Source organism: Thioalkalivibrio sp. AKL8, from assembly GCF_000380525.1.
In the GTDB taxonomy this organism is placed as follows: domain Bacteria; phylum Pseudomonadota; class Gammaproteobacteria; order Ectothiorhodospirales; family Ectothiorhodospiraceae; genus Thioalkalivibrio; species Thioalkalivibrio versutus.
The window spans coordinates 140,365-160,000 of sequence record NZ_AQYF01000004.1 but is presented as its reverse complement, the minus strand read 5'-3'; the positions used below and the strand labels follow the sequence as shown (position 1 = coordinate 160,000).

The window sequence follows — 19,636 nt, the reverse complement described above, 5'->3', positions numbered from 1 at the left end:
ACCGAAGCTGCGGACTTGCTTTGCAAGTGGTAGAGGAGCGTTCTGTAAGCCTGTGAAGGTGTGCCGAGAGGCATGCTGGAGGTATCAGAAGTGCGAATGCTGACATGAGTAACGATAAGATGGGTGAAAAACCCATCCGCCGAAAGCCCAAGGTTTCCTGCGCAACGCTAATCGGCGCAGGGTTAGTCGGCCCCTAAGGCGAGGCAGAAATGCGTAGTCGATGGGAAACAGGTTAATATTCCTGTACCGACTGTTAATGCGATGGGGGGACGGAGAAGGCTAAGTGATCCGGCAGTTGGTGCCCGGTTCAAGTATGTAGGGAGTGTCCTTAGGCAAATCCGGGGACACAATCCTGAGATACGATGACGAGCCTCCACGGAGGCGAAGTCACTGATGCCATGCTTCCAGGAAAAGCCTCTAAGCTTCAGTTAACAGTTGACCGTACCCCAAACCGACACAGGTGGGCAGGGTGAGAATCCCAAGGCGCTTGAGAGAACTCGGGTGAAGGAACTAGGCAAAATGGTACCGTAACTTCGGGAGAAGGTACGCCTCGGCTGGTGATGGGACTTGCTCCCTGAGCTGGCCGAGGTCGCAGAGACCAGGCCGCTGCGACTGTTTATTAAAAACACAGCACTCTGCAAACTCGAAAGAGGACGTATAGGGTGTGACGCCTGCCCGGTGCCGGAAGGTTAATTGATGGGGTTATCTTCGGAGAAGCTCTTGATCGAAGCCCCGGTAAACGGCGGCCGTAACTATAACGGTCCTAAGGTAGCGAAATTCCTTGTCGGGTAAGTTCCGACCTGCACGAATGGCGTAACGATGGCGGCGCTGTCTCCACCCGAGACTCAGTGAAATTGAAATCGCAGTGAAGATGCTGTGTACCCGCGGCTAGACGGAAAGACCCCGTGAACCTTTACTACAGCTTCACACTGAACTTTGAACTTGTTTGTGTAGGATAGGTGGGAGGCTTTGAAACCGGGACGCCAGTCTCGGCGGAGCCAACCTTGAAATACCACCCTGGCAATTTTGGAGTTCTAACCCAGGCCTGTTATCCAGGTCGGGGACCGTGTGTGGTGGGTAGTTTGACTGGGGCGGTCTCCTCCCAAAGAGTAACGGAGGAGTGCGAAGGTACCCTCAGCGCGGTCGGAAATCGCGCGACGAGTGCAAAGGCATAAGGGTGCTTAACTGCGAGACAGACACGTCGAGCAGGTGCGAAAGCAGGTCTTAGTGATCCGGTGGTTCTGTATGGAAGGGCCATCGCTCAACGGATAAAAGGTACTCCGGGGATAACAGGCTGATACTGCCCAAGAGTCCATATCGACGGCAGTGTTTGGCACCTCGATGTCGGCTCATCACATCCTGGGGCTGAAGCAGGTCCCAAGGGTATGGCTGTTCGCCATTTAAAGTGGTACGCGAGCTGGGTTTAGAACGTCGTGAGACAGTTCGGTCCCTATCTGCCGTGGGCGTCGGAGATTTGACAGGATCTGTCCTTAGTACGAGAGGACCGGGATGGACGCACCTCTGGTGTTCCGGTTGTCACGCCAGTGGCATTGCCGGGTAGCTAAGTGCGGAAGGGATAACCGCTGAAAGCATCTAAGCGGGAAACCCACCTGAAGATGATATCTCCCTGGACCCTCGAGGTCCCTGTAGGGCCGTTGAAGACTACAACGTTGATAGGCTGGGTGTTGAAGCGCGGTAACGCGTGTAGCTAACCAGTACTAATTGCCCGTGAGGCTTGACCATATAACACCCAAAGTGTTGGTGGTCTCGTTTGACACATCGCTACGTACACAAGCCTAGAAAGCATTCCGAATTTAGATGACGTGGAACAGTCCGCGTGGTCTAGCCAGTTTGTCTGGCGGCAATAGCGAGTAGGAACCACCCGATCCCATCCCGAACTCGGAAGTGAAACTGCTCTGCGCCGATGGTAGTGTGGGGTCTCCCCATGTGAGAGTAGGTCACCGCCAGGCATTAATCCGAAGCCCGGTCCCCTTTTTGGGGGCCGGGCTTTTTTTATGCGTGTTAGTCAGGCACCGTGTGCGGACGGTGAAGGCTGCTGCTGCGGCCCTTGGCCGGTTTGCAAGGGACGCAGGTGCCGAGACGGAGGCTGGGATGAGACAGAAGCGGACGGACGGAGGGTTGGTCCTGGTAGGGCTGGTGCTGCTCGGAATTGGACTCTATGCGATTTTCGGCGGACAGTTGGCTTTCACGCCCATTGCGCCGCGGGAGGGTTCCGGGTTTGGCGGGCCGGTGGCAACAGTCATTGGCGTGGCCTTCGTGATCGGGGGCCTGTATTTCCTTCGGGAGTCGCGCCGCTGATCACACTGGGCTTGGGACCACGTTGAAGAGCCGGCCTTGGTTTCCGACCCCAGCGTCAGGTGGCCGGAGGGGGCTGCGCCATGTGGGTTGATTGGCGCAGCCCTTCGACATGCGGCCGCGGCCGGGCTGATGTGACCGGGGGCACGGCGTTGGACGGGTAGTTGGAGTCAGGCTTGAGCCGTGGTTCGCCACGTGAAGCCGTAGTCCTGGGTTGCGATCTCGGGGTCGGATGGGGAGGAGCCAAGGCCGTCGGCGAGCGCCTGGCGTGCAAGCCCCTCGTGGTTGTTGTCACTCGACAGGTGCATACCGATCACGTGGCGTAGCCTGGATCGATCGATGCGATGGAGAAGGTCGGTGGCCGCGTGATTCGGTAGGTGGCCGTAACCGCCCGCAATACGTCGCTTGAGCGATGCCGGGTACCGCCCGGCGGCGAGCATGGCAGGGTCGTGGTTGCACTCCAGTAACAGGGCTTCGGCTGCATTGGCCACGTCGACCATGTGCGGGGAGATGTGGCCGGCATCCGTCATCAGGACCAGCCGGTGATCGCCGTCGGAAAACGCGAATTGGATGGGTTCGCGGGAGTCGTGCGGCACCGTGTACGGTTGCACCCAGGCGTCGTCGATCTCCAGCGGTGCATCCGCCTGGATCTCCTGGATGTGAGCAAAACCGGTGTCGCGGGCGGCCAATCGGGTGCCGGGGCTGGTAAATACGGTGAGGCCGTAACGCCGGGATAGCGGCGCGGTGGCGCCGATGTGGTCGGCGTGCTCATGGGTCACCAGGACGGCCGTCAGGTCCTGTGGGGTCAGGTCGACCCGGGACAGGCGGCGTTCCAGCTCCTGCATCGAGAATCCGCAATCCACCAGCAGGCGAGTGGCACCGATCTCGACCACCAGGGCGTTGCCGGAACTCCCGCTGCCCAGGGAGCAGAAGCGGATCATGGTGGCTGGGCTCGCCGCGTTCTAGCGAAGGATCTGCTGCTCGATCTGCTCCAGTACGAACTCGGCGTCACGGCGGCCAAGGGGCTCGCCATCGATGTCGCGCGCCTCGATTCGCAGATCGCCGTCGCCGATGTCGGTCAGGCGAATCTGATAACGCTCGTTCTCGCGACGATCACCGCCGCGCCCGAAGATCCGACTGAAGAAGCCGCCGCGTTCGCTCTCGCCGACCATGTCGGGGCGATAGGTCACCTCGAAGGTCCCCGTATTGCGGTCTTGCTCGTCCACCAGGAGGCCGGCGCGGTCCAGGTAGGTGCCCATCTGCGACCACATGCGGTCGAAGTCGCTGCCCGTCACCAGTACCGGGTGGCCTTCGTGTTCCGTCTGGTGCAGCTCGGTCGGACGGTCGCCAATGGTCTCGGCTACCCGGGTGCCGCCCTCGGGGGTCTCGCCCGTGGCGAGGTAGACACGCAGGCGATTAAGCATTTCGGCCTCGAGTTCGGGATCGGACGGGCGCATTGCCCAGCGCCAGGTCTCGCCCTCGGGTTCTTCGGTGGCCCTTCGGTGCGAGATGTAGATGGCTGAGCGGCCATTGTCGCGTTCGACGCGCAGGCGGTATTGGTCGCGCGTGTTGGCGTCGTACACGTTACCCAGCGCACGGGCGAAGATGTTCTGTGTGCCCCGCAGCGGAATCCCGGCGCGGTCTTCGGCCCATTCGGTCTCCATGACGCCGACCTGGGGTTCGTTGCGCTCCAGGCGCAGGTTCTGACTGTCCCAGAATGCGGTCAGGCGATCCCAGAGATCCTCCGGGGCCACCTCGACACTCAGCCAGCGGACGCTGCCTTCGCGCATCAGCTGGATCTCGGTCGATTCCGGAAGCACCCGGGCATCGCTGCGGACCGGCGCGGTTGCCCCGGTGGGCTGGCGCTGCTGCTGGCGGGCCGCGGAGTCTTGCTGCATCTCGCGGGCGCTGATCCGTTCGCCCGGGGCGTCCGGAATACGGTAGGCGCGTTCGCTGTCGGGCGCGATCAGGTCCGGCGGGACCTCGAGGTTGTCCATCTGCCGACTCATTTCGTACTCGGGGCCGGACTGGCGGTCGCCGGAGGTCGAGCACCCGGCGATGGCCAGGCCCGTAGCCAGGGCCAGGGCGGTGCGGGTCGCGTGACGGTGGAGCTTGGCAGACTGTTTCATGTCGGGGATCAGACCTCTATGCCGGCCTGGCGCATCGCGTCCAGGACCGGCGCATGGAAGGGTTCGGACAACGGAGTCAGAGGCAGGCGGATGCCTTCCTCCATGAGCCCCATGCGTTGCAGCGCCCATTTGACCGGAATCGGGTTGGCCTCGAGGAACAGGGCCGAATGCAGCCCGTCCAACTGGCGATTGATCTCGCGCGCCTCGTCGGGGCGGCCTTCGCGCACGGCGCGGCACATGGCGGCCATCAGTTGCGGTGCGACGTTGGCGGTGACCGAGATAACCCCGTGGCCGCCCGCGAGCAGAAAGGCCAGCCCGTTGCCGTCATCCCCACTGTAGAGGTCCAAGCGGTTGCCGACACGGGCGACCAGCTCGGCGGTGCGTTCGTTACTGGCCGAGGCTTCCTTGATCCCGATGATGTTCGGGATGTCGGCCAGACGCTCCACCGTCTCCGGCAACAGATCGACTGCGGTGCGGCCTGGCACGTTGTACAGGATCTGCGGGATGTCCACCGCTTCCGCAATGGCCTTGTGGTGCAGGTAAAGGCCTTCCTGGGTCGGCTTGTTGTAGTAGGGGGAGACCAGCAGGCAGGCATCCGCGCCGCCTTCCTTGGCGCAGCGGGTCAGGGCGATGGCCTCGCGCGTGGAGTTCGCGCCGGTACCCGCGATCACCGGCAGGCGCCCCGCGACGGTCTTCACCGTGTGGGCGATGGCCTCGCAGTGCTCGTCGAAATCGAGGGTCGCGGATTCACCGGTGGTGCCGACGGCAACAATGGCATCGGTGCCGGCCTCGATGTGGAATTCCAGGAGCCGATCCAGGGCCGGCCAGTCCAGGCTGCCGTCCGCGTGCATCGGGGTCGCCAGTGCGACCATGCTGCCTTGAAACATCGACTCCTCCAACAACGGTAATGGTGCAGTCTAACGGGCGGGTGACAGGGCATTCAAGATTCCTTCGGCCGGGTGTTCGCCGCACCTCGTCTTTCGTGCACCCGGTCGCCTCCCCTGGCGGGGAGACACGCGGATCAAGTCGCCCGGCTGCGTTGGCGCCGCCGGGGCAAGGTGGTATGTTGCGAGCCATCATGCCTGTCGCCGCTTTCACGCAGAGAACCCCCGGGTGCTTGCCCGCCCCTTGCCTCGCGCGCAGCCGGCGGGTGCCGCATGGCTGAGGTGGTTGGCGCGGGCACCCACACCCACTTGATCCTCAACCTGATCGGGCCCGATCAGCCCGGTCTGGTGTCCAGCGTGACCCGCGTGATCGCCGACACCGGCTGCAATCTCGAATCCAGTCGCATCACGGTCGTGGGTGGCTACTGCTGCATGGCGCTTAGCGCCAGTGGCAACTGGAAGACCCTGGGTACCCTGGAGTCCCGTCTGCAGCGCCTGGAGGCGGAGATGGGGCTGGTCGTGGTGGCCCGTCGCGGCCCGCTGGAGGAGCGCCCCGAGGCGGCGATGCCCTATGCCGTGGACGCAGTAGCCCTGGACACCCCGGGCCTGCTGAATGCCCTGGCCGATTTCTTTACCAGCCGTGGAGTGAACCTGCGCGACGTCCAGACCCGGGTGTACATTGCCCAGCAGACTGGGGCGCGCATGTTTGCGGCCAATATGGTCGTGGATATCCCCGCAGGGCAGCACCTGGCCACCCTGCGTGGCGAGTTCATGGATTTCTGTGACGAACTGAACGTGGACGGCGTGCTGGACCCGATCAAGGCCTGAACCGGCCGGGCTCGCGTGGCGTCCGCAGTCTTCTGCTTTGAGACCCTCTACTCAAGGAGCAACGCCTGATGAGCATCGCAATCGACCAGCGGGTACCCGAGGACCTGCGTGTGCCGGCGACCGGCGACCAGACGCTGGGACCGGCCGACTTCAAGGGCCGCATCGTGGTCCTGTATTTTTACCCCAAGGACAGTACCCCCGGCTGCACCAACGAGAGCCGCGACTTTGCTGCCAACCAGGCCGCCTTTGACGCCGCCGGTGCAGTGATCCTCGGTGTCTCGCGCGACAGCGTGAAGAGCCACGAGAACTTCCGCGCCAAGCAGGAGTTGCCCTTCGATCTGTTGAGCGATGGCGACGAGACCCTGTGCGACGCCTTCGATGTCATCAAGATGAAGAACATGTACGGCAAGCAGGTGCGTGGTATCGAGCGCTCCACGTTCGTGATCGATGCCGATGGCGTGTTGCGCAAGGAGTGGCGCAAGGTGAAGGTGCCGGGCCATGTGGACGAGGTTCTCGCCGCGGTGCGCGAACTCGCAGGGAGCTGAGCCCCTCTTCCCCCACTGCGCCCCGGAGGTGTCATGAACGCGATCGCCCAGGATCCGAAACGCCTGCTCGTCCTGGACACCAATGTCCTGATGCACGACCCCACGGCGCTGTTCCGCTTCAAGGAACACGACATCTTCCTGCCCATGGTCGTGCTCGAGGAGCTCGACCGTGGCAAGAAGGGGGTTTCCGAAGTCGCGCGCAACGTACGCCAGGTCTCGCGCTTCATTGACGAGCTCACCACCGGCGCCCAGCACGAGCAGATCGCCGCCGGGTTGCCGCTGCAGGCGGATTCGCTCAGCGAGTCGACGTTCGCGCCCACCGGGCGCCTGTTCTTTCAGACCCGCAACCTGTCCTCCAGCCTGCCGGCCTCGCTGCCGGGCACCTCGGCCGACAATGACATCCTCGCCACGGCCCAGGCGCTGAAGACCGAGTATCCCGACACCCCGGTGACGCTGGTATCCAAGGACATCAACCTGCGCATCAAGGCCACGGTGATCGGCCTGCACGCGGAGGACTACTACAACGATCAGGTGCTGGACGACGTCAGCCTGCTGTTCTCCGGCATGACCGAACTGCCAGCGGACTTCTGGGAGACCCACGGTGCCAAGATGGACTCCTGGCAGGAGTCCGGCCGCACCTACTATCGCGTGACCGGCCCGCTGGTGGCCGAGTGGCAGCCCAACCAGTTCGTCTACCGCGAGGGCGAGAACCCGCTGTCCGCGATCGTGCTGGAGATCGACCAGCCGAACGAATCCGCGGTAATCGAGCTGGTCGACGACTACATGACCCCGCGCCACAGCGTCTGGGGCATCAACGCCCGCAATCGCGAGCAGAACTACGCCCTGAACCTGCTGATGGACCCGGAGGTGGACTTCGTCTCCCTGCTGGGGGCCGCCGGCACCGGCAAGACCCTGCTGACCCTGGCCGCCGGGCTTGCGCAGACACTGGAGGACAACACCTACAAGGAGATCATCATGACCCGGGTCACGGTCCCGGTGGGCGAGGATATCGGCTTCCTGCCCGGGACCGAAGAGGAAAAGATGACCCCGTGGATGGGAGCGCTGATGGACAACCTCGAGGTGCTGGCCAAGTCCGAGGGCGCCGGGGACTGGGGGCGCATGGCCACCAACGACGTCCTGACCAGCCGCATCAAGATCCGCTCGCTGAACTTCATGCGCGGGCGTACCTTCCTCAACCGCTACATCATCCTTGACGAGGCGCAGAACCTGACCTCCAAGCAGATGAAGACCCTGATCACCCGGGCCGGGCCCGGGACCAAGGTGGTCGCGCTGGGCAATATCGCGCAGATCGACACCCCGTACCTGACCGAGACTTCCAGCGGACTGACCTATGTAGTGGACCGGTTCCGCAACTGGACCCACAGCGGCCACATCACGCTGACACGCGGGGAGCGCTCACGGCTGGCGGACTACGCCTCGAATCACTTGTAGGTGTCGGGAAGACAAACGCGGGGGCGGCAACGGAGCGGGAAACGGGCACCGTCATTGCGAGGAGCGAAGCGACGTGGCGACCTCCGTCCGGGATCATCTGATTCCGCATCTAGCTCAGCGCCAGCTTCGGGCGGTTGCCGCGGCCCCTGCGGGGCCTCGCAATGACGGTGCCAGTTGCGAGGAATGGGCTCAGCCGTCCTCGCTGTAGCGCACGCAGGCGCGGTCGGTCTCCCACAGGGTCAGCGCGTGCATGCGCAGGCCCGGGCGGTTCAGGCGTCCGGCCATTTCCCGGTAGAACCACTGGGCAATGTTCTCGGCCGTGGGGTTGACCGTGTCGAACGGCGGGACGTCGTTCAGGTAGCGGTGATCCAGCTGCCCGGCGATCTCGCGCGCGGCGGTCTTGACCACCTTGAAGTCCACCGCCATGCCGGAATCGTCCAGGGTCTCGGCCTGGACCTCGGCCTCCACCTTCCAGTTGTGCCCGTGCATGTTCGCGCACTGCCCCGGGTAGTCGCGCAGGGTATGCGCGGAGGCAAAGTCGGTCAGGACGCGAAGGGTGTAACGGGCACTCATGATCGTTTTCCGGGCGAGCGGCCATGGCGGCCGGGTTTTGATTAGCCCGCGAAGCCTATCCGGCTGCCGTCGTCCGCGCAATTCTCCAGCCCGAAGGCGTGGCGAATCGCGGCCAGTACGCCGGCCGTGTCGAGGCCGCAATCGGCGAGGATCTGCTCGCGCGAGCCATGCTCGGTGAAGGCATCCGGGATGCCCAGTACCTGGCAGGGCCGGGTCAGCCCTTCGGCCGAGAGCCACTCCAGTACTGCGCTGCCGGCACCACCGGCGCGCGCATGATCCTCGAGCGTCACGAAGCCCTGGTGGCTGGCGGCCAGTTGCGCCAGCAGCGCCGTATCCAGGGGCTTGATGAAGCGCATGTTGACCACGGTGGCATCCAGCGCCTCGCCGGCCGCCAGGGCGGTCTCCAGCAGAGCGCCGAAGCTGAGGATGGCCAGACCCCGGCCCTCGCGCACGACCTCGGCGCGCCCGACCGGCAATGTTTCCAGATCCTCGCTGCCGCCCTCCGGCAGTTCGCCGGGCCCGCCACCGCGCGGATAGCGCACCGCCGCCGGGCCGTCGTGGGCGAAGCCGGTGGACAGCATCTGGCGACACTCGCGCTCGTTGGCGGGTGCCATCAGCAGCAGGTTGGGGACCGTGCGCAGCAGGGCCGTGTCGAAGGTGCCGGCATGGGTCGGGCCATCGGCGCCGACGATCCCGGCACGATCCACGGCGAACAGCACCGGCAGATTCTGCAGTGCGACGTCGTGGATCACCTGATCCATGGCGCGCTGCAGGAAGGTCGAGTAGATCGCCACCACGGGCTTCTGGCCCTCGCAGGCCATGCCCGCGGCCAGGGTGACGGCATGCTGCTCGGCGATCCCGACGTCGAAATAGCGCTGTGGGAATTGTTCGGAGAACGCGACCAGGCCGGAACCCTCGCGCATGGCCGGGGTGATACCCAGCAGGCGATTGTCGGCCGTGGCCTGGTCGCACAGCCACTGGCTGAAGATGTCGGTGTAGGTTGGGGGCTTCGGGGCGGACGGGGCGAGGCCATTTTCCGGCTCGAACTTGGACACGCCATGGTAGCGGCAGGGGTCTTCCTCCGCGGGTGCATAGCCCTGGCCCTTGCGGGTAACCACGTGCAGCAGTTGCGGCCCGTGGGTGCCGCGCAGGTTCTTCAGGATCGAGACCAGCCCGTTCACGTCGTGGCCGTCCACCGGGCCGAAGTAGCGAAAGCCCAGTTCCTCGAACAGCGTACCGGGCACGAACATGCCCTTCATGTGTTCCTCGGCGCGCTGGGCAAAGGCCTTCATCGGCGGGACGAACTCCAGCATGCGCTTGGAGCCTTCGCGCATCGAGCTGTACAGGGGGCCGGACAGCAGTCGGGTGAAGTACTGATTGAGCGCGCCGACATTGGGCGAGATCGACATATCGTTGTCGTTCAGGATCACCAGCAGGTTGCAGTCGAGATCGCCGATGTGGTTCAGCGCCTCGAAGGCCATGCCCGCGGTCATCGCGCCGTCGCCGATTACGGCCACGTGGCGCCGGTCCAGCCCGGCGTGCTTCGCCGCCAGGGCCATGCCGGCGGCAGCGCTGATGGAGGTGCTGGAGTGCCCCGCCCCGAAGGCGTCGTATTCGCTCTCCGCGCGTTTGGGGAAGCCGGCCAGGCCCCCGTACTGGCGCAGACGGGCCATGTCGGCCCGGCGTCCGGTCAGGATCTTGTGGGCGTAGGCCTGATGGCCGACGTCCCAGACGATGCGGTCGTCGGGGGTGTTGAACGCGTAGTGCAGCGCGATCGCGAGTTCCACCGTGCCGAGGTTGGCAGCGAGATGGCCGCCGGTGCGCGAGACGCTCTCGATCAGGAATTGACGCAGTTCGTCGGCCACCCCGGTGAGGTCCGAGGCCGGGCGTTCCCGCAGGTCGGCGGGCCATTCGATTGCATCCAGCAAGGGTGTGGGGGTCATCTAGGCGGGCCGGTTCAATTCATGCGATCGACGATGTACCGCGCCAGGAAGCGAAGCAAGTCCGCCTCCTGACCGAAGGGTTGCAGCTCGGTCAGTGCCTCGTCGACCAGGGCCACCGCCCGCTCGCGCGAGGCCTCCAGGCCCTGCAGCGAGGGGAAGGTGGGCTTGTGCAGACGGGCATCCGCGCCACAGGCCTTGCCCAGGATCTCGGGGTCGCCTTCCACGTCGAGGACGTCGTCACGGATCTGGAAGGCCAGGCCGATGCATTCGGCGTAGCGTGTCAGGCGCTCCAGGGCGTCGGGGTCGGGCGTGCCGGCCAGCGCCCCCAGCCGCACCGAGGCGCGGATCAGGGCGCCGGTCTTCAGCCGGTGCATGCGTTCCAGTTCCGGCAGGTCGATGGGCTGGCCGCAGGCCCCGAGGTCGATCGCCTGGCCACCCGCCATGCCGTGCAGGCCGGCGGCGCGCGCGAGCTCGCGCACCGCGTTCAGCCCGGTCGGCGCGGGCAGTTCCGCGACGCCATCGGTCAGGATGTCGAAGGCCAGGGCCTGCAAGGCATCCCCGGCGAGGATGGCGGTCGCCTCGTCGAAGGCCTTGTGGCAGGTCGGGCGGCCGCGACGCAGGTCGTCATCGTCCATCGCCGGAAGGTCATCGTGGATCAGGGAATAGACGTGGATCATCTCCACCGCTGCGGCCATCGCATCCAGCGCCGGTTCCGGGGCGCCGGTCGTGCGCCCGGCCGCGTAGACCAGGACCGGGCGCAGGCGCTTGCCGCCGGACAGCGTGGCGTAGCGCATCGCCTCGATCAGGCGGGCGTCGGGGGCGCCGCCCGTGCCCAGGTGGCGGTCGAGGACGACCTCGATGCGATGCTGGTATTCGTTCAGGGCCTGCTCGGGGGCGGTGGCGGTCAATGGCGGCTCGCTAGAACGGGACATCGGGGTCCGTCGTATCGTGCGGCTCCGGTGTCCGGGGAACATGGGTGCTTGCGTGATGGTCATTCTGGGCAGCGGTGCCGGAAGGTGCTTCCTGGGCCAGTGCCTCGATCCGGCGCTGGGCATCGTCGAGCGCCAGCTGGCAGCGGTTGACCAGTTCCATGCCACGCTGGAATTCGCCCAGCGACTGCTCCAGGCCGAGCTCGCCGGACTCCATCCGGGCGACCAGGGCCTCCAGGGCCTCCAGGCTGGCTTCGAATTCCGCCGGGCTGTCGGCGCTGGGCGAATCGGTCATGATGGATTACCGGGTCGAAAAGGTGAGAAAGTATCCGATCCGCTGCGGCGAGGAAAGGCGTGGCGCACGGCAGTCCTTGTTTATGGCGCCACCGCCCCCATAATCCGGAGGGCTTCCGGTTGACACTGAACCGGGTGCCGACTAGAGTTTTCGTACGGTTTAGACCGAGTCTAAACGCCCGTCTGCACAGGCATTCCTGTGGTTGTGTAGAACTTATCCAGAGAGAAGGAGAGCACCATGGACCTGAAAGGCAGCAAGACCGAAGAAGCCCTGAAAGAGGCCTTTGCCGGCGAATCGATGGCCAACCGCCGTTACCTGTACTTCGCTTCCAAGGCCGACGTGGAAGGCTACAACGACGTCGCCACCGTGTTCCGTTCCACCGCGGAAGGTGAAACCGGCCACGCCCACGGTCATCTCGAGTACCTCGAGAGCTGCGGCGATCCGGCCACCGGCCTGGAGTTCGGCCCCACCTCCGCCAACCTGAAGACCGCCGTCGCCGGCGAGACCCACGAGTACACCGACATGTACCCGGGCATGGCCAAGACCGCCCGCGACGAAGGCTTCGACGAAGTCGCCGACTGGTTCGAAACCCTCGCCAAGGCGGAGCGTTCCCACGCCAACCGCTTCCAGAAGGCGCTGGACCAGCTGGACGACTGATCGTCTCGCAGTGCTGGAAGTACACGGGGCCGGTCCGCCGGCCCCGTTTTCCGGGAGATACGGAACAGCCTGTGGCGTGGCTGAATGCAGTTCACCTCGCATGCTGTTCCGTGTTTCCCTCGAAGCATCGTACTGATACGGACACCGGAGGGATGCATGTCTGCGCCGACGCACCAACGTGAAGGAAGTCTCGAAGCCCCGACCCGTCATCCGCTGGACTGGAAGAACCCGGAGTTCTACAACGAGGAATCGCTGTTCAGCGAACTGGAACGGGTCTTTGATATCTGCCACGGCTGCCGTCGTTGCGTAAGCCTGTGCAACTCCTTCCCCACCCTGTTCGACTTGGTCGACGAATCCGAGACCCTGGAAGTCGACGGGGTCGACAAGAAGGATTACTGGCAGGTCGTCGATCACTGCTACCTGTGTGATCTGTGCTACCTGACCAAGTGTCCCTATGTGCCGCCGCACGAGTGGAACGTGGACTTCCCGCACCTGATGTTGCGGGCCAAGGCCTTCCGTTTCCAGAACGAGGGCGCCAAGACCTCGCACAAGCTGATGTCCAGCACGGACATGGTCGGCAAGCTGGCGGGCATCCCGGTGGTCGCCGGCGCGGTCAATGCCGCGAACAAGAACGGCGCGGTGCGCAAGATGCTGGACAAGACCATGGGCGTGCACCCGGACGCCCCGGTCCCCGAGTACCACTCCAGCAAGGGCCGCTCGCGCGTTGCCAAGACCGCGAAGGGTGTCAGCAACCCCGAGCCGGCCGGTGCCACCCAGGGCAAGGTCGCCCTCTACGCGACCTGCTACGGCAACTACAACGAGCCGCATCTGGTCGAGGACCTGGTCAAGGTCTTCGAGCACAACGGTATCGAGGTCACCCTGGTCGAGAAGGAACAGTGCTGCGGCATGCCCAAGCTGGAGCTGGGCGACCTGAAGTCGGTAGAGGCCTCCAAGGACGCCAACATCCCGGCAATGAAGCGCATGATCGACCAGGGCTATGACATCGTGGCCCCGGTGCCGTCCTGCGTGCTGATGTTCAAGCAGGAACTTCCGCTGATGTTCCCGGACGACGCCGACGTGATCGCAGTGCGCGACCGCATCTTCGACCCGTTCGAGTACCTGATGGAGCGGCACAAGGACGGCAAGCTGAATACCGATTTCCCCGAGAAGCTCGGCAAGATCGCTTACCACGCCGCCTGCCACCTGCGGGTGCAGAACATGGGTCTGAAGACCCGTGATCTGCTCAAACTGGTGCCGGAGACCGAGATCGACGTGATCGAGCGCTGCTCCGGACACGACGGCACCTACGGGGTGAAAAGCGAATTCTACGAGACGGCATCCAAGATCTGCCGTCCGGTAGTCAGCCGCGTGCAGAAGGCCGAGTCCGACCACTACTCGAGCGATTGCCCGATGGCCGGCCACATGATCGAGAACGGGCTGCAGGGCAAGGGCGAGGACAAGGCGCCCGAGCATCCGCTAACCCTTCTGCGCCAGGCGTATGGCCTGTAAGGCTGCCGGGCGGTATATCAGGATCAGCAAGGGCGTGAACGAACGCCCGCGAACGGAGAGAACCCATGGCGAGTGACAGCTACCACGAACCGGTGGAGGAACTGAGCGACGAGTCGCGCGAGATGCATCGCGCGATCGTCTCGTTGATGGAAGAACTCGAGGCGGTGGACTGGTACCAGCAGCGCATCGACGGCTGCAAGGACGAAGAGCTCAAGGCGATCCTCGCGCACAACCGCGACGAGGAGATCGAGCACGCCGCGATGGTGCTGGAGTGGATCCGTCGGCATAACCCGGTGTTCGATCACGAACTGAAAGACAACCTCTGGTCCGACAAGGACTACACGAAGACGGGGCATCACGATCACTGAGATGTGCTGATCCTGACGGACCCGTCCGGCGCGAAGGAGGTATCGAGATGAAGATGGAGGCAAGTGTGGACAAGCTGAGTCGTGAAGACCTGTATTCGCTGGAGAAGTACCACGAGATGCGGCCCCAGTTCCGCGCCGAGGTGATGCAGCACAAACGCAATCGCGTCGTGCAGGTGGGCCCGGCCGTGAGCCTGCACTTCGAGGATCGCAAGACGATGCAGTACCAGATCCAGGAGATGCTGCGGGTCGAGAAGATCTTCGACGCCGAGGGCATCCAGGAAGAGCTGGATTCCTACAACCCCTTGATCCCGGACGGCTCCAACTGGAAGGCGACCATGATGGTCGAGTATCCGGACGTGGACGAGCGCAAGGTGCAGCTGTCCAAACTGATCGGGATCGAGCGCAAGACTTATGTGCAGGTCGAAGGGCATGACAAGGTCTACCCGATCGCGAACGAGGACCTCGAGCGCGAGACGGACGACAAGACCTCGTCGGTGCACTTCCTGCGCTTCGAGTTGACGCCGGAGATGGTCGCGGCGGCGAAGTCGGGTGCGGCCATTGCCATGGGTGTGGAGCACGAGAACTACAACCACCGGCTGGACGCGGTCGCCGAAGGCACCCGCGAGTCGCTGGCCGCCGATCTCGACGCCATCAACTAACGCCGCGCGCTCCCGCGCATCGCAAAGGCGCCTCCGGGCGCCTTTTTTGTGCCTCCGTGTTGCCGGCGAACAGGCTGACCGTGGCCCGAAATCCGGTGTTTACATGCCTTCGCCCAGCCGCCTGCCCTGTTGTGGCTAGGCCGGGTTCGTCATCTGGTGTTTACGGTGCGTTCGTCTGGCCGCCTGCCACGCGCTCTCTCGCGAGCGCACCGCGAGGTCCTTTCTTGCTTGTCCAAGAAAGGACCCAAAGAAGGACACCCGGATTCCGCCCGGGAACCTTGCTCCAGGGCCCTCGGGCCGGCGGCGCTGAACTCGCTGCGCCTGCGGCTCCGCTCAGACATCCAGCGCCTTCTCCCGGCCCGAGAACCCTTCCGCAAGGGGCTCCGTACGGGAGGCGAAGGTCAAAACCGACCGCATCCCGACGCTTCCGCCTAACCATAGGCATCGCCGCTCGCAGCCCCCCGGCGCCCGCCGCGCGGGCGCGGCACGCAACGGCCAAAGGCCGAGCGTGCCGAAGATGTCCGAAGACCTAGCCATCATCCACTGGCAACAACGTCGGGAAAGCTGTTGTTTTGACCTACCTCCCCGTTGTCGTCGCGCCGAGTGGAGAGGCTTTTCGCGGGAGAAAAGGCGCTGGATGTCTGAGCGGAGCCGAAGGCGTAGCGAGTTCAGCGCCGCCCGCGAAAAGCCTCGGAGCGAGGGAAACCCCGGCCCGCGCAGCGGGCTGGGGTCGCGGCAGTCGGGCGTGTTTCTTGGGTACTTCTTTGCACGAGCAAAGAAGTACCTCGCGGTGCGCTCGCGAGAGAGCGCCTGGCAGGCGGTGGACCGGAGCCACCGTAAACACCGGACGATGAACCATGGCCAGCCACAACAAGGCAGGCGGCCGGTCGAAAGTACGTAAACACCGAGCGATGAACCTGGCCCGACCTGGGCGCGCGGCAGGAGACGACGCTACAGGGCGTCGAGGACCTCCGAGAGGCGCGATACGGGGATGACCTCCATTCCCTTGATCGGCTTGCGCGGGGCGTTGGCGGCCGGCGCGATGGCGCGGGTGTAGCCATGCTTGGCCGCTTCGCGCAGGCGTTCCTCGCCGTTCGGGACCGGGCGGATCTCGCCGGCCAGGCCGACCTCGCCGAACGCCAGCAGCTCCTGCGGCAGGGCGCGATCACGGAAGCTGGAGAGCGCGGCCGCCAGCATCGGCAGGTCGGCGGCAGTCTCGGTTACGCGCACGCCGCCTACCACGTTGATGAAGACGTCCTGGTCGAACAGGGCCACGCCGCCGTGGCGATGCAGTACGGCCAGGAGCATGGTCAGGCGGTTCTGCTCCAGCCCGACGGTGATCCGCCGCGGCTGCGAGGCATGGCTCTCGGCGACCAGCGCCTGCACCTCGACCAGCAACGGGCGCGTGCCCTCGCGGGTAACCATGACGACGCTGCCGGGCACCGGCCCCTGGTGACGTGACAGGAAGATCGCGGACGGGTTGGAGACGGCCTTCAAGCCGTTCTCCAGCATGGCGAACACGCCCAGCTCATTCACCGCGCCGAAGCGGTTCTTCACCGCGCGCAGCATGCGATAGCGCCCGTCCGGGTCGCCCTCGAAATAGAGCACCGTATCGACCATGTGTTCCAGCACGCGTGGCCCGGCGAGCTGGCCGTCCTTGGTCACGTGCCCGACCAGGATCACGGTGATGCCGCGCTGCTTGGCCATGCGCACCAGGGCCGCGGCGCTTTCGCGCACCTGGCCGACCGAGCCGGGGGCGGACTGCAGCGCAGCGGTGTAGAGCGTCTGGATGGAGTCGATTACCAGTACGCGCGGGCGCTCGCGTTCGCAGGTGGCGATCACGTTCTCGACCTGGGTCTCGGTCAGCAGGCGCAGCCCGTCGACCTCCAGGCCCAGGCGCCGGGCGCGCATGCCGATCTGCTGGGCCGATTCCTCGCCGGTCACGTAGAGCGTGTCGCCGATGGGCAGCATGGCCAGGGTCTGCAGCAGCAGGGTGGACTTGCCGATGCCCGGGTCGCCGCCCAGCAGCACCACCGACCCGTGGACCAGGCCGCCCCCCAGGGCGCGATCCAGCTCCGACAACCCGGTGCTGGTGCGCGGTACCTCGGCCAGCTCGACCTCGCCCAGGCGGGTAATGCCGGCGACCGCGCCGGCGTACCCGCCGCGCGGGCCGGCGCTGGCCGCCGGAGCGGCCTCCTCCAGGGTGTTCCAGGCGCCGCAGTCGCCGCACTGGCCGGCCCACTTGGGGCTGATCGCGCCGCAGGACTGGCATACGTACTGGGTCTTGCTCTTTGCCATCAGGGGGCCTTCTGCGGTGGGGCTTCCGGCAGGTCGGGCGCGACCACGCGCACGGTGCGGATGGTGTTGTTCTTGATCTGGGCGATGTCCATCACCACGCCGTTGATTTTCACGCTCACGGGCGCTTCGGGGATGCTCTCCAGGTGTTCGACGATCAGGCCGCTGAGGGTCTTCGGGCCGTCCTGTGGCAGGTCCAGGCCCAGGGCCCGGTTCAGTTCACGCAGATGAATGCCGCCGTCGACCATGACCGAGCCGTCGTCCTGACGCAGGAGGTCGTCGCTCATCGCCGGGGAGTCGGTGGTGAACTCGCCGACGATCTCCTCCAGCAGGTCCTCCAGCGTGATCAGCCCCTCGATATCACCGTACTCGTCCACCACCAGGCCGATCCGCTTCTTCTGTTGCTGGAAGTTGATCAGCTGGCGGTTGAGCGCCGTACCTTCGGGAATGAAGTAGGGCGGGGTCAGGACCTGACGCAGGTCGTCGGGGCCGAACGCGTCACGTTCGACCAGTGGCAGGACGTCGCGGCGATGGACGAAGCCGACGATGTGGTCCAGCTCGCCCTCCACCACCGGCAGGCGGGTGAAGCTGCCGTGGATCAGTTGGTCCTCGACCTCGTTCCAGGGTTCGTTCAGGTCGATCACCACAATCTCGTTGCGCGGGATCATGATGTCCTCGACCGTGGTGCGCTCCAGATCCAGCAGGTTCAGCAGCATGCGCTGGTGGTTGGCCGGGATCAGCGCGCCGGCCTCGGAGACCACGCTGCGGAGTTCATCGGTGTTCAGTGCGGCGCGCTGGTCGGCATTCATATGGACGCCAAATAGGCGCAGCACGCCGTTCGCCATCAGGTTGATCATCCAGACCACCGGCCACATCACCCTGATCAGTCCAGAGTAGACCCAGGCGGCGGGGTAGGCCACGCGTTCGCTGTGCAGCGCGGCGAGGGTCTTCGGTGCGGTCTCGGCGAAGATCAGCAGGGTCAGGGTCAGCACGCCGGTGGCGATGGCCACGCCGGTATCGCCGAACAGGCGCCACCCGATGAAGGTGGCGATCTGCGCGATCATGATGTTGACGAAATTATTGCCCAGCAGGATCAGTCCGATCAGTCGATCCGGTTTCTCCAGCAGCCGCGCGGCGCGCTGGGCGCCGCGATGGCCGGTCTGCGCGCGGTGGCGCATGCGATAGCGGTTCAACGCCATCAACGCCGTCTCCGAGCCGGAGAAGAACGCCGACAGCAGGAACAGCACCACCAGGGCGCCGAACAGGACGTACAGCGGGATCTCTTGCAAGGGTGCGGCCTGCGGTCAGGGGTGGGCGGACGGGCGGGGCTGCATGCTCGGGATCATTTCAGGCAAGGCCCGCGGGGGTGTCAAGCCGTGGTTACCGCGTTCAGATGCGTCCGAGGATGACTTCCAGCACCAGCTTGGAGCCGAAATAGGCCAGCACCAGCACGACAAAGCCGCCGGTGGTCCAGGCCAGCGCGCGGGTGCCGCGCCAGCCGAGACGCCAGCGGCCAATCAGCAGGGTGGAGAAGATCAGCCAGGCCAGGATCGACAGTGTGGTCTTGTGGACCAGGTGCTGGGCAAACAGGTTGTCCACGAACAGCAACCCGGACAGCAGGCTGAGCCCGAGGAACAGCCAGCCGATGAAGATCATCCGGAACAGCCACACCTCCATCGAGAACAACGGCGGCAGGGCACGCACGAAGCCCGAGGCGTGATGGTTGTGCAGGGCCCGGTGCTGGGCGGCCATCACCGCCGCCTGTGCGGTGGACAGCGCGAGGAACGCCCAGCCCAGTGCCGAGAACAGGATGTGCAGGTCGATCCCGGCCGAGGTGGTATAGCGCGTATCGCCGTCACACAGGAGAGCGGTGAGGGCGGCCAGCGCGGTCAGCGGCAGGATCACGACCCCGAGGATGGCCAGGGGATGGCGCCAGCTCGTCAGCCACAGCAGTGCGGCCACCAGCCACAGCGAGGCCGACAGCGCATTGCCCAGGCACAGGTTGAGTCCCGTATCGGTCAGCACCATCGGCAGCAGAGCGCCCAGGTGGGCGAGCAGCGCGAGCCCCCACAGGGCCAGGGGCCCCCGCGGCTGGCCCTGTGTCAGCGGCTGCCGGCGGGCGGTGACAACCAGGTAGCCCGCGGTGACGAGATACAGCGCGACGGCGAGGAGTCCGATGGCAATGATCATGACGCCGGATTATCGCCGCTCCGCGGGCGGATTGCACATGGTGGCGGCCGTTCCGGCGCCAGTT

19 protein-coding genes and 2 rRNA genes (1 of these 21 cut by a window edge) are annotated in these 19,636 nt (G+C 65.1%); 10 read left to right on the top strand and 11 right to left on the bottom strand.

Features of this window, described 5'->3' with window-relative positions:
- The 3 genes from G335_RS0102865 to G335_RS0102855 form a co-directional block, all read left to right on the top strand.
- Positions 1-1,743, top strand: a 23S ribosomal RNA gene (locus G335_RS0102865) (it extends 1,136 nt beyond the left edge of the window).
- Between the two features lie 111 nt (positions 1,744-1,854).
- Positions 1,855-1,970 (top strand): 5S ribosomal RNA (gene rrf / locus G335_RS0102860).
- A 142-nt stretch (positions 1,971-2,112) separates the two neighbouring features.
- Entirely contained in the window at positions 2,113-2,319 is a 207-nt protein-coding gene (locus G335_RS0102855; RefSeq protein WP_018145297.1) for a hypothetical protein, read from the top strand.
- A 167-nt stretch (positions 2,320-2,486) separates the two neighbouring features.
- Here G335_RS0102855 and G335_RS0102850 read toward each other — a convergent pair whose 3' ends face one another.
- Genes G335_RS0102850 through dapA form a run of 3 tightly spaced genes read right to left on the bottom strand, consistent with a single transcriptional unit; the run spans position 2,487 to position 5,332 of the window.
- Positions 2,487-3,257, bottom strand: coding sequence for an MBL fold metallo-hydrolase (locus tag G335_RS0102850; protein WP_018175873.1), 771 nt, complete (start codon positions 3,255-3,257; stop codon positions 2,487-2,489).
- A 21-nt stretch (positions 3,258-3,278) separates the two neighbouring features.
- On the bottom strand, positions 3,279-4,445 hold the full coding sequence (gene bamC, locus G335_RS0102845) for an outer membrane protein assembly factor BamC (RefSeq protein ID WP_018169068.1): 1,167 nt from the start codon (positions 4,443-4,445) through the stop codon (positions 3,279-3,281).
- A gap of 8 nt (positions 4,446-4,453) precedes the next feature.
- Complete coding sequence (gene dapA, locus G335_RS0102840; protein ID WP_018145300.1) at positions 4,454-5,332, bottom strand: 4-hydroxy-tetrahydrodipicolinate synthase; 879 nt, start codon at positions 5,330-5,332, stop codon at positions 4,454-4,456.
- Between the two features lie 270 nt (positions 5,333-5,602).
- On the opposite strand from dapA, the gene G335_RS0102835 reads away from it, so the two are divergent.
- From G335_RS0102835 to G335_RS0102825, 3 genes are all read left to right on the top strand, one after another.
- Positions 5,603-6,157, top strand: a complete 555-nt coding sequence (locus tag G335_RS0102835; protein ID WP_018145301.1) for a glycine cleavage system protein R — start codon at positions 5,603-5,605, stop codon at positions 6,155-6,157.
- A 68-nt stretch (positions 6,158-6,225) separates the two neighbouring features.
- Positions 6,226-6,702 carry a peroxiredoxin gene (locus G335_RS0102830; RefSeq protein ID WP_018169069.1) on the top strand — a complete coding sequence of 159 codons (477 nt, stop codon included), beginning with the start codon at positions 6,226-6,228 and terminating at the stop codon, positions 6,700-6,702.
- A gap of 33 nt (positions 6,703-6,735) precedes the next feature.
- Positions 6,736-8,154 (top strand): PhoH family protein, encoded by a 1,419-nt coding sequence (locus tag G335_RS0102825; protein WP_018169070.1) that lies wholly within the window; start codon positions 6,736-6,738, stop codon positions 8,152-8,154.
- Positions 8,155-8,343: 189 nt separating this feature from the next.
- Here the strand turns inward: G335_RS0102825 and queD are convergent, their stop codons facing one another.
- The 4 genes from queD to G335_RS0102805 are packed head-to-tail and all read right to left on the bottom strand — an operon-like array spanning position 8,344 to position 11,894.
- Positions 8,344-8,727 carry a 6-carboxytetrahydropterin synthase QueD gene (gene queD, locus G335_RS0102820; RefSeq protein ID WP_018145304.1) on the bottom strand — a complete coding sequence of 128 codons (384 nt, stop codon included), beginning with the start codon at positions 8,725-8,727 and terminating at the stop codon, positions 8,344-8,346.
- Between the two features lie 41 nt (positions 8,728-8,768).
- Positions 8,769-10,670 (bottom strand): 1-deoxy-D-xylulose-5-phosphate synthase, encoded by a 1,902-nt coding sequence (gene dxs, locus G335_RS0102815; RefSeq protein WP_018169071.1) that lies wholly within the window; start codon positions 10,668-10,670, stop codon positions 8,769-8,771.
- 14 nt (positions 10,671-10,684) lie between these two features.
- Positions 10,685-11,578, bottom strand: coding sequence for a (2E,6E)-farnesyl diphosphate synthase (gene ispA, locus G335_RS0102810; RefSeq protein WP_018175871.1), 894 nt, complete (start codon positions 11,576-11,578; stop codon positions 10,685-10,687).
- Positions 11,579-11,588: 10 nt separating this feature from the next.
- Positions 11,589-11,894 carry an exodeoxyribonuclease VII small subunit gene (locus G335_RS0102805; protein ID WP_018169073.1) on the bottom strand — a complete coding sequence of 102 codons (306 nt, stop codon included), beginning with the start codon at positions 11,892-11,894 and terminating at the stop codon, positions 11,589-11,591.
- A 237-nt stretch (positions 11,895-12,131) separates the two neighbouring features.
- Between G335_RS0102805 and G335_RS0102800 the strand changes: the two genes are divergently transcribed.
- The 4 genes from G335_RS0102800 to G335_RS0102785 all read left to right on the top strand — a co-directional run bounded on the left by G335_RS0102800 (position 12,132) and on the right by G335_RS0102785 (position 15,087).
- A complete protein-coding gene (locus G335_RS0102800) occupies positions 12,132-12,551 on the top strand; it encodes a rubrerythrin family protein (RefSeq protein ID WP_018145308.1) in 420 nt (139 codons plus the stop codon).
- Between the two features lie 156 nt (positions 12,552-12,707).
- Positions 12,708-14,060: a heterodisulfide reductase-related iron-sulfur binding cluster gene (locus G335_RS0102795; RefSeq protein ID WP_018145309.1), complete on the top strand. Its 1,353-nt coding sequence runs from the start codon at positions 12,708-12,710 to the stop codon at positions 14,058-14,060.
- 65 nt (positions 14,061-14,125) lie between these two features.
- A complete protein-coding gene (locus G335_RS0102790) occupies positions 14,126-14,428 on the top strand; it encodes an encapsulin-associated ferritin-like protein (RefSeq protein WP_017940767.1) in 303 nt (100 codons plus the stop codon).
- Between the two features lie 47 nt (positions 14,429-14,475).
- The gene (locus G335_RS0102785) at positions 14,476-15,087 is read left to right on the top strand and encodes a DUF3501 family protein (RefSeq protein ID WP_018169074.1); all 612 of its coding nucleotides are present in this window, start codon (positions 14,476-14,478) and stop codon (positions 15,085-15,087) included.
- A 333-nt stretch (positions 15,088-15,420) separates the two neighbouring features.
- On the opposite strand, the gene G335_RS14315 is transcribed toward G335_RS0102785, so the two are convergent.
- From G335_RS14315 to G335_RS0102765, 4 genes are all read right to left on the bottom strand, one after another.
- Positions 15,421-15,627 carry a hypothetical protein gene (locus G335_RS14315; RefSeq protein ID WP_026304755.1) on the bottom strand — a complete coding sequence of 69 codons (207 nt, stop codon included), beginning with the start codon at positions 15,625-15,627 and terminating at the stop codon, positions 15,421-15,423.
- 411 nt (positions 15,628-16,038) lie between these two features.
- Positions 16,039-17,385, bottom strand: a complete 1,347-nt coding sequence (radA, locus tag G335_RS0102775; protein WP_018169178.1) for a DNA repair protein RadA — start codon at positions 17,383-17,385, stop codon at positions 16,039-16,041.
- Positions 17,385-18,671 (bottom strand): HlyC/CorC family transporter, encoded by a 1,287-nt coding sequence (locus tag G335_RS0102770; protein ID WP_018169177.1) that lies wholly within the window; start codon positions 18,669-18,671, stop codon positions 17,385-17,387. Before G335_RS0102770 ends, radA begins: the two co-directional genes overlap by 1 nt.
- A 100-nt stretch (positions 18,672-18,771) precedes the next feature.
- Positions 18,772-19,572 (bottom strand): inner membrane protein YpjD, encoded by an 801-nt coding sequence (locus G335_RS0102765; RefSeq protein ID WP_018169176.1) that lies wholly within the window; start codon positions 19,570-19,572, stop codon positions 18,772-18,774.
- Between the last annotated feature and the right edge of the window lie 64 nt (positions 19,573-19,636).

What these genes read in the sequence shown, in the direction of transcription:
- G335_RS0102805 (WP_018169073.1), bottom strand. Translation starts at nt 11,894, where the DNA reads ATGACCGATTCGCCCAGCGCCGACAGCCCGGCGGAATTCGAAGCCAGC.
- G335_RS0102785 (WP_018169074.1), top strand. Translation starts at nt 14,476, where the DNA reads ATGAAGATGGAGGCAAGTGTGGACAAGCTGAGTCGTGAAGACCTGTAT.
- queD (WP_018145304.1), bottom strand. Translation starts at nt 8,727, where the DNA reads ATGAGTGCCCGTTACACCCTTCGCGTCCTGACCGACTTTGCCTCCGCG.
- G335_RS0102765 (WP_018169176.1), bottom strand. Translation starts at nt 19,572, where the DNA reads ATGATCATTGCCATCGGACTCCTCGCCGTCGCGCTGTATCTCGTCACC.
- G335_RS0102825 (WP_018169070.1), top strand. Translation starts at nt 6,736, where the DNA reads ATGAACGCGATCGCCCAGGATCCGAAACGCCTGCTCGTCCTGGACACC.
- radA (WP_018169178.1), bottom strand. Translation starts at nt 17,385, where the DNA reads ATGGCAAAGAGCAAGACCCAGTACGTATGCCAGTCCTGCGGCGCGATC.
- G335_RS0102830 (WP_018169069.1), top strand. Translation starts at nt 6,226, where the DNA reads ATGAGCATCGCAATCGACCAGCGGGTACCCGAGGACCTGCGTGTGCCG.
- G335_RS0102855 (WP_018145297.1), top strand. Translation starts at nt 2,113, where the DNA reads ATGAGACAGAAGCGGACGGACGGAGGGTTGGTCCTGGTAGGGCTGGTG.
- G335_RS14315 (WP_026304755.1), bottom strand. Translation starts at nt 15,627, where the DNA reads ATGATGGCTAGGTCTTCGGACATCTTCGGCACGCTCGGCCTTTGGCCG.
- bamC (WP_018169068.1), bottom strand. Translation starts at nt 4,445, where the DNA reads ATGAAACAGTCTGCCAAGCTCCACCGTCACGCGACCCGCACCGCCCTG.
- G335_RS0102850 (WP_018175873.1), bottom strand. Translation starts at nt 3,257, where the DNA reads ATGATCCGCTTCTGCTCCCTGGGCAGCGGGAGTTCCGGCAACGCCCTG.
- dapA (WP_018145300.1), bottom strand. Translation starts at nt 5,332, where the DNA reads ATGTTTCAAGGCAGCATGGTCGCACTGGCGACCCCGATGCACGCGGAC.
- G335_RS0102790 (WP_017940767.1), top strand. Translation starts at nt 14,126, where the DNA reads ATGGCGAGTGACAGCTACCACGAACCGGTGGAGGAACTGAGCGACGAG.
- G335_RS0102835 (WP_018145301.1), top strand. Translation starts at nt 5,603, where the DNA reads ATGGCTGAGGTGGTTGGCGCGGGCACCCACACCCACTTGATCCTCAAC.
- dxs (WP_018169071.1), bottom strand. Translation starts at nt 10,670, where the DNA reads ATGACCCCCACACCCTTGCTGGATGCAATCGAATGGCCCGCCGACCTG.
- G335_RS0102795 (WP_018145309.1), top strand. Translation starts at nt 12,708, where the DNA reads ATGTCTGCGCCGACGCACCAACGTGAAGGAAGTCTCGAAGCCCCGACC.
- G335_RS0102800 (WP_018145308.1), top strand. Translation starts at nt 12,132, where the DNA reads ATGGACCTGAAAGGCAGCAAGACCGAAGAAGCCCTGAAAGAGGCCTTT.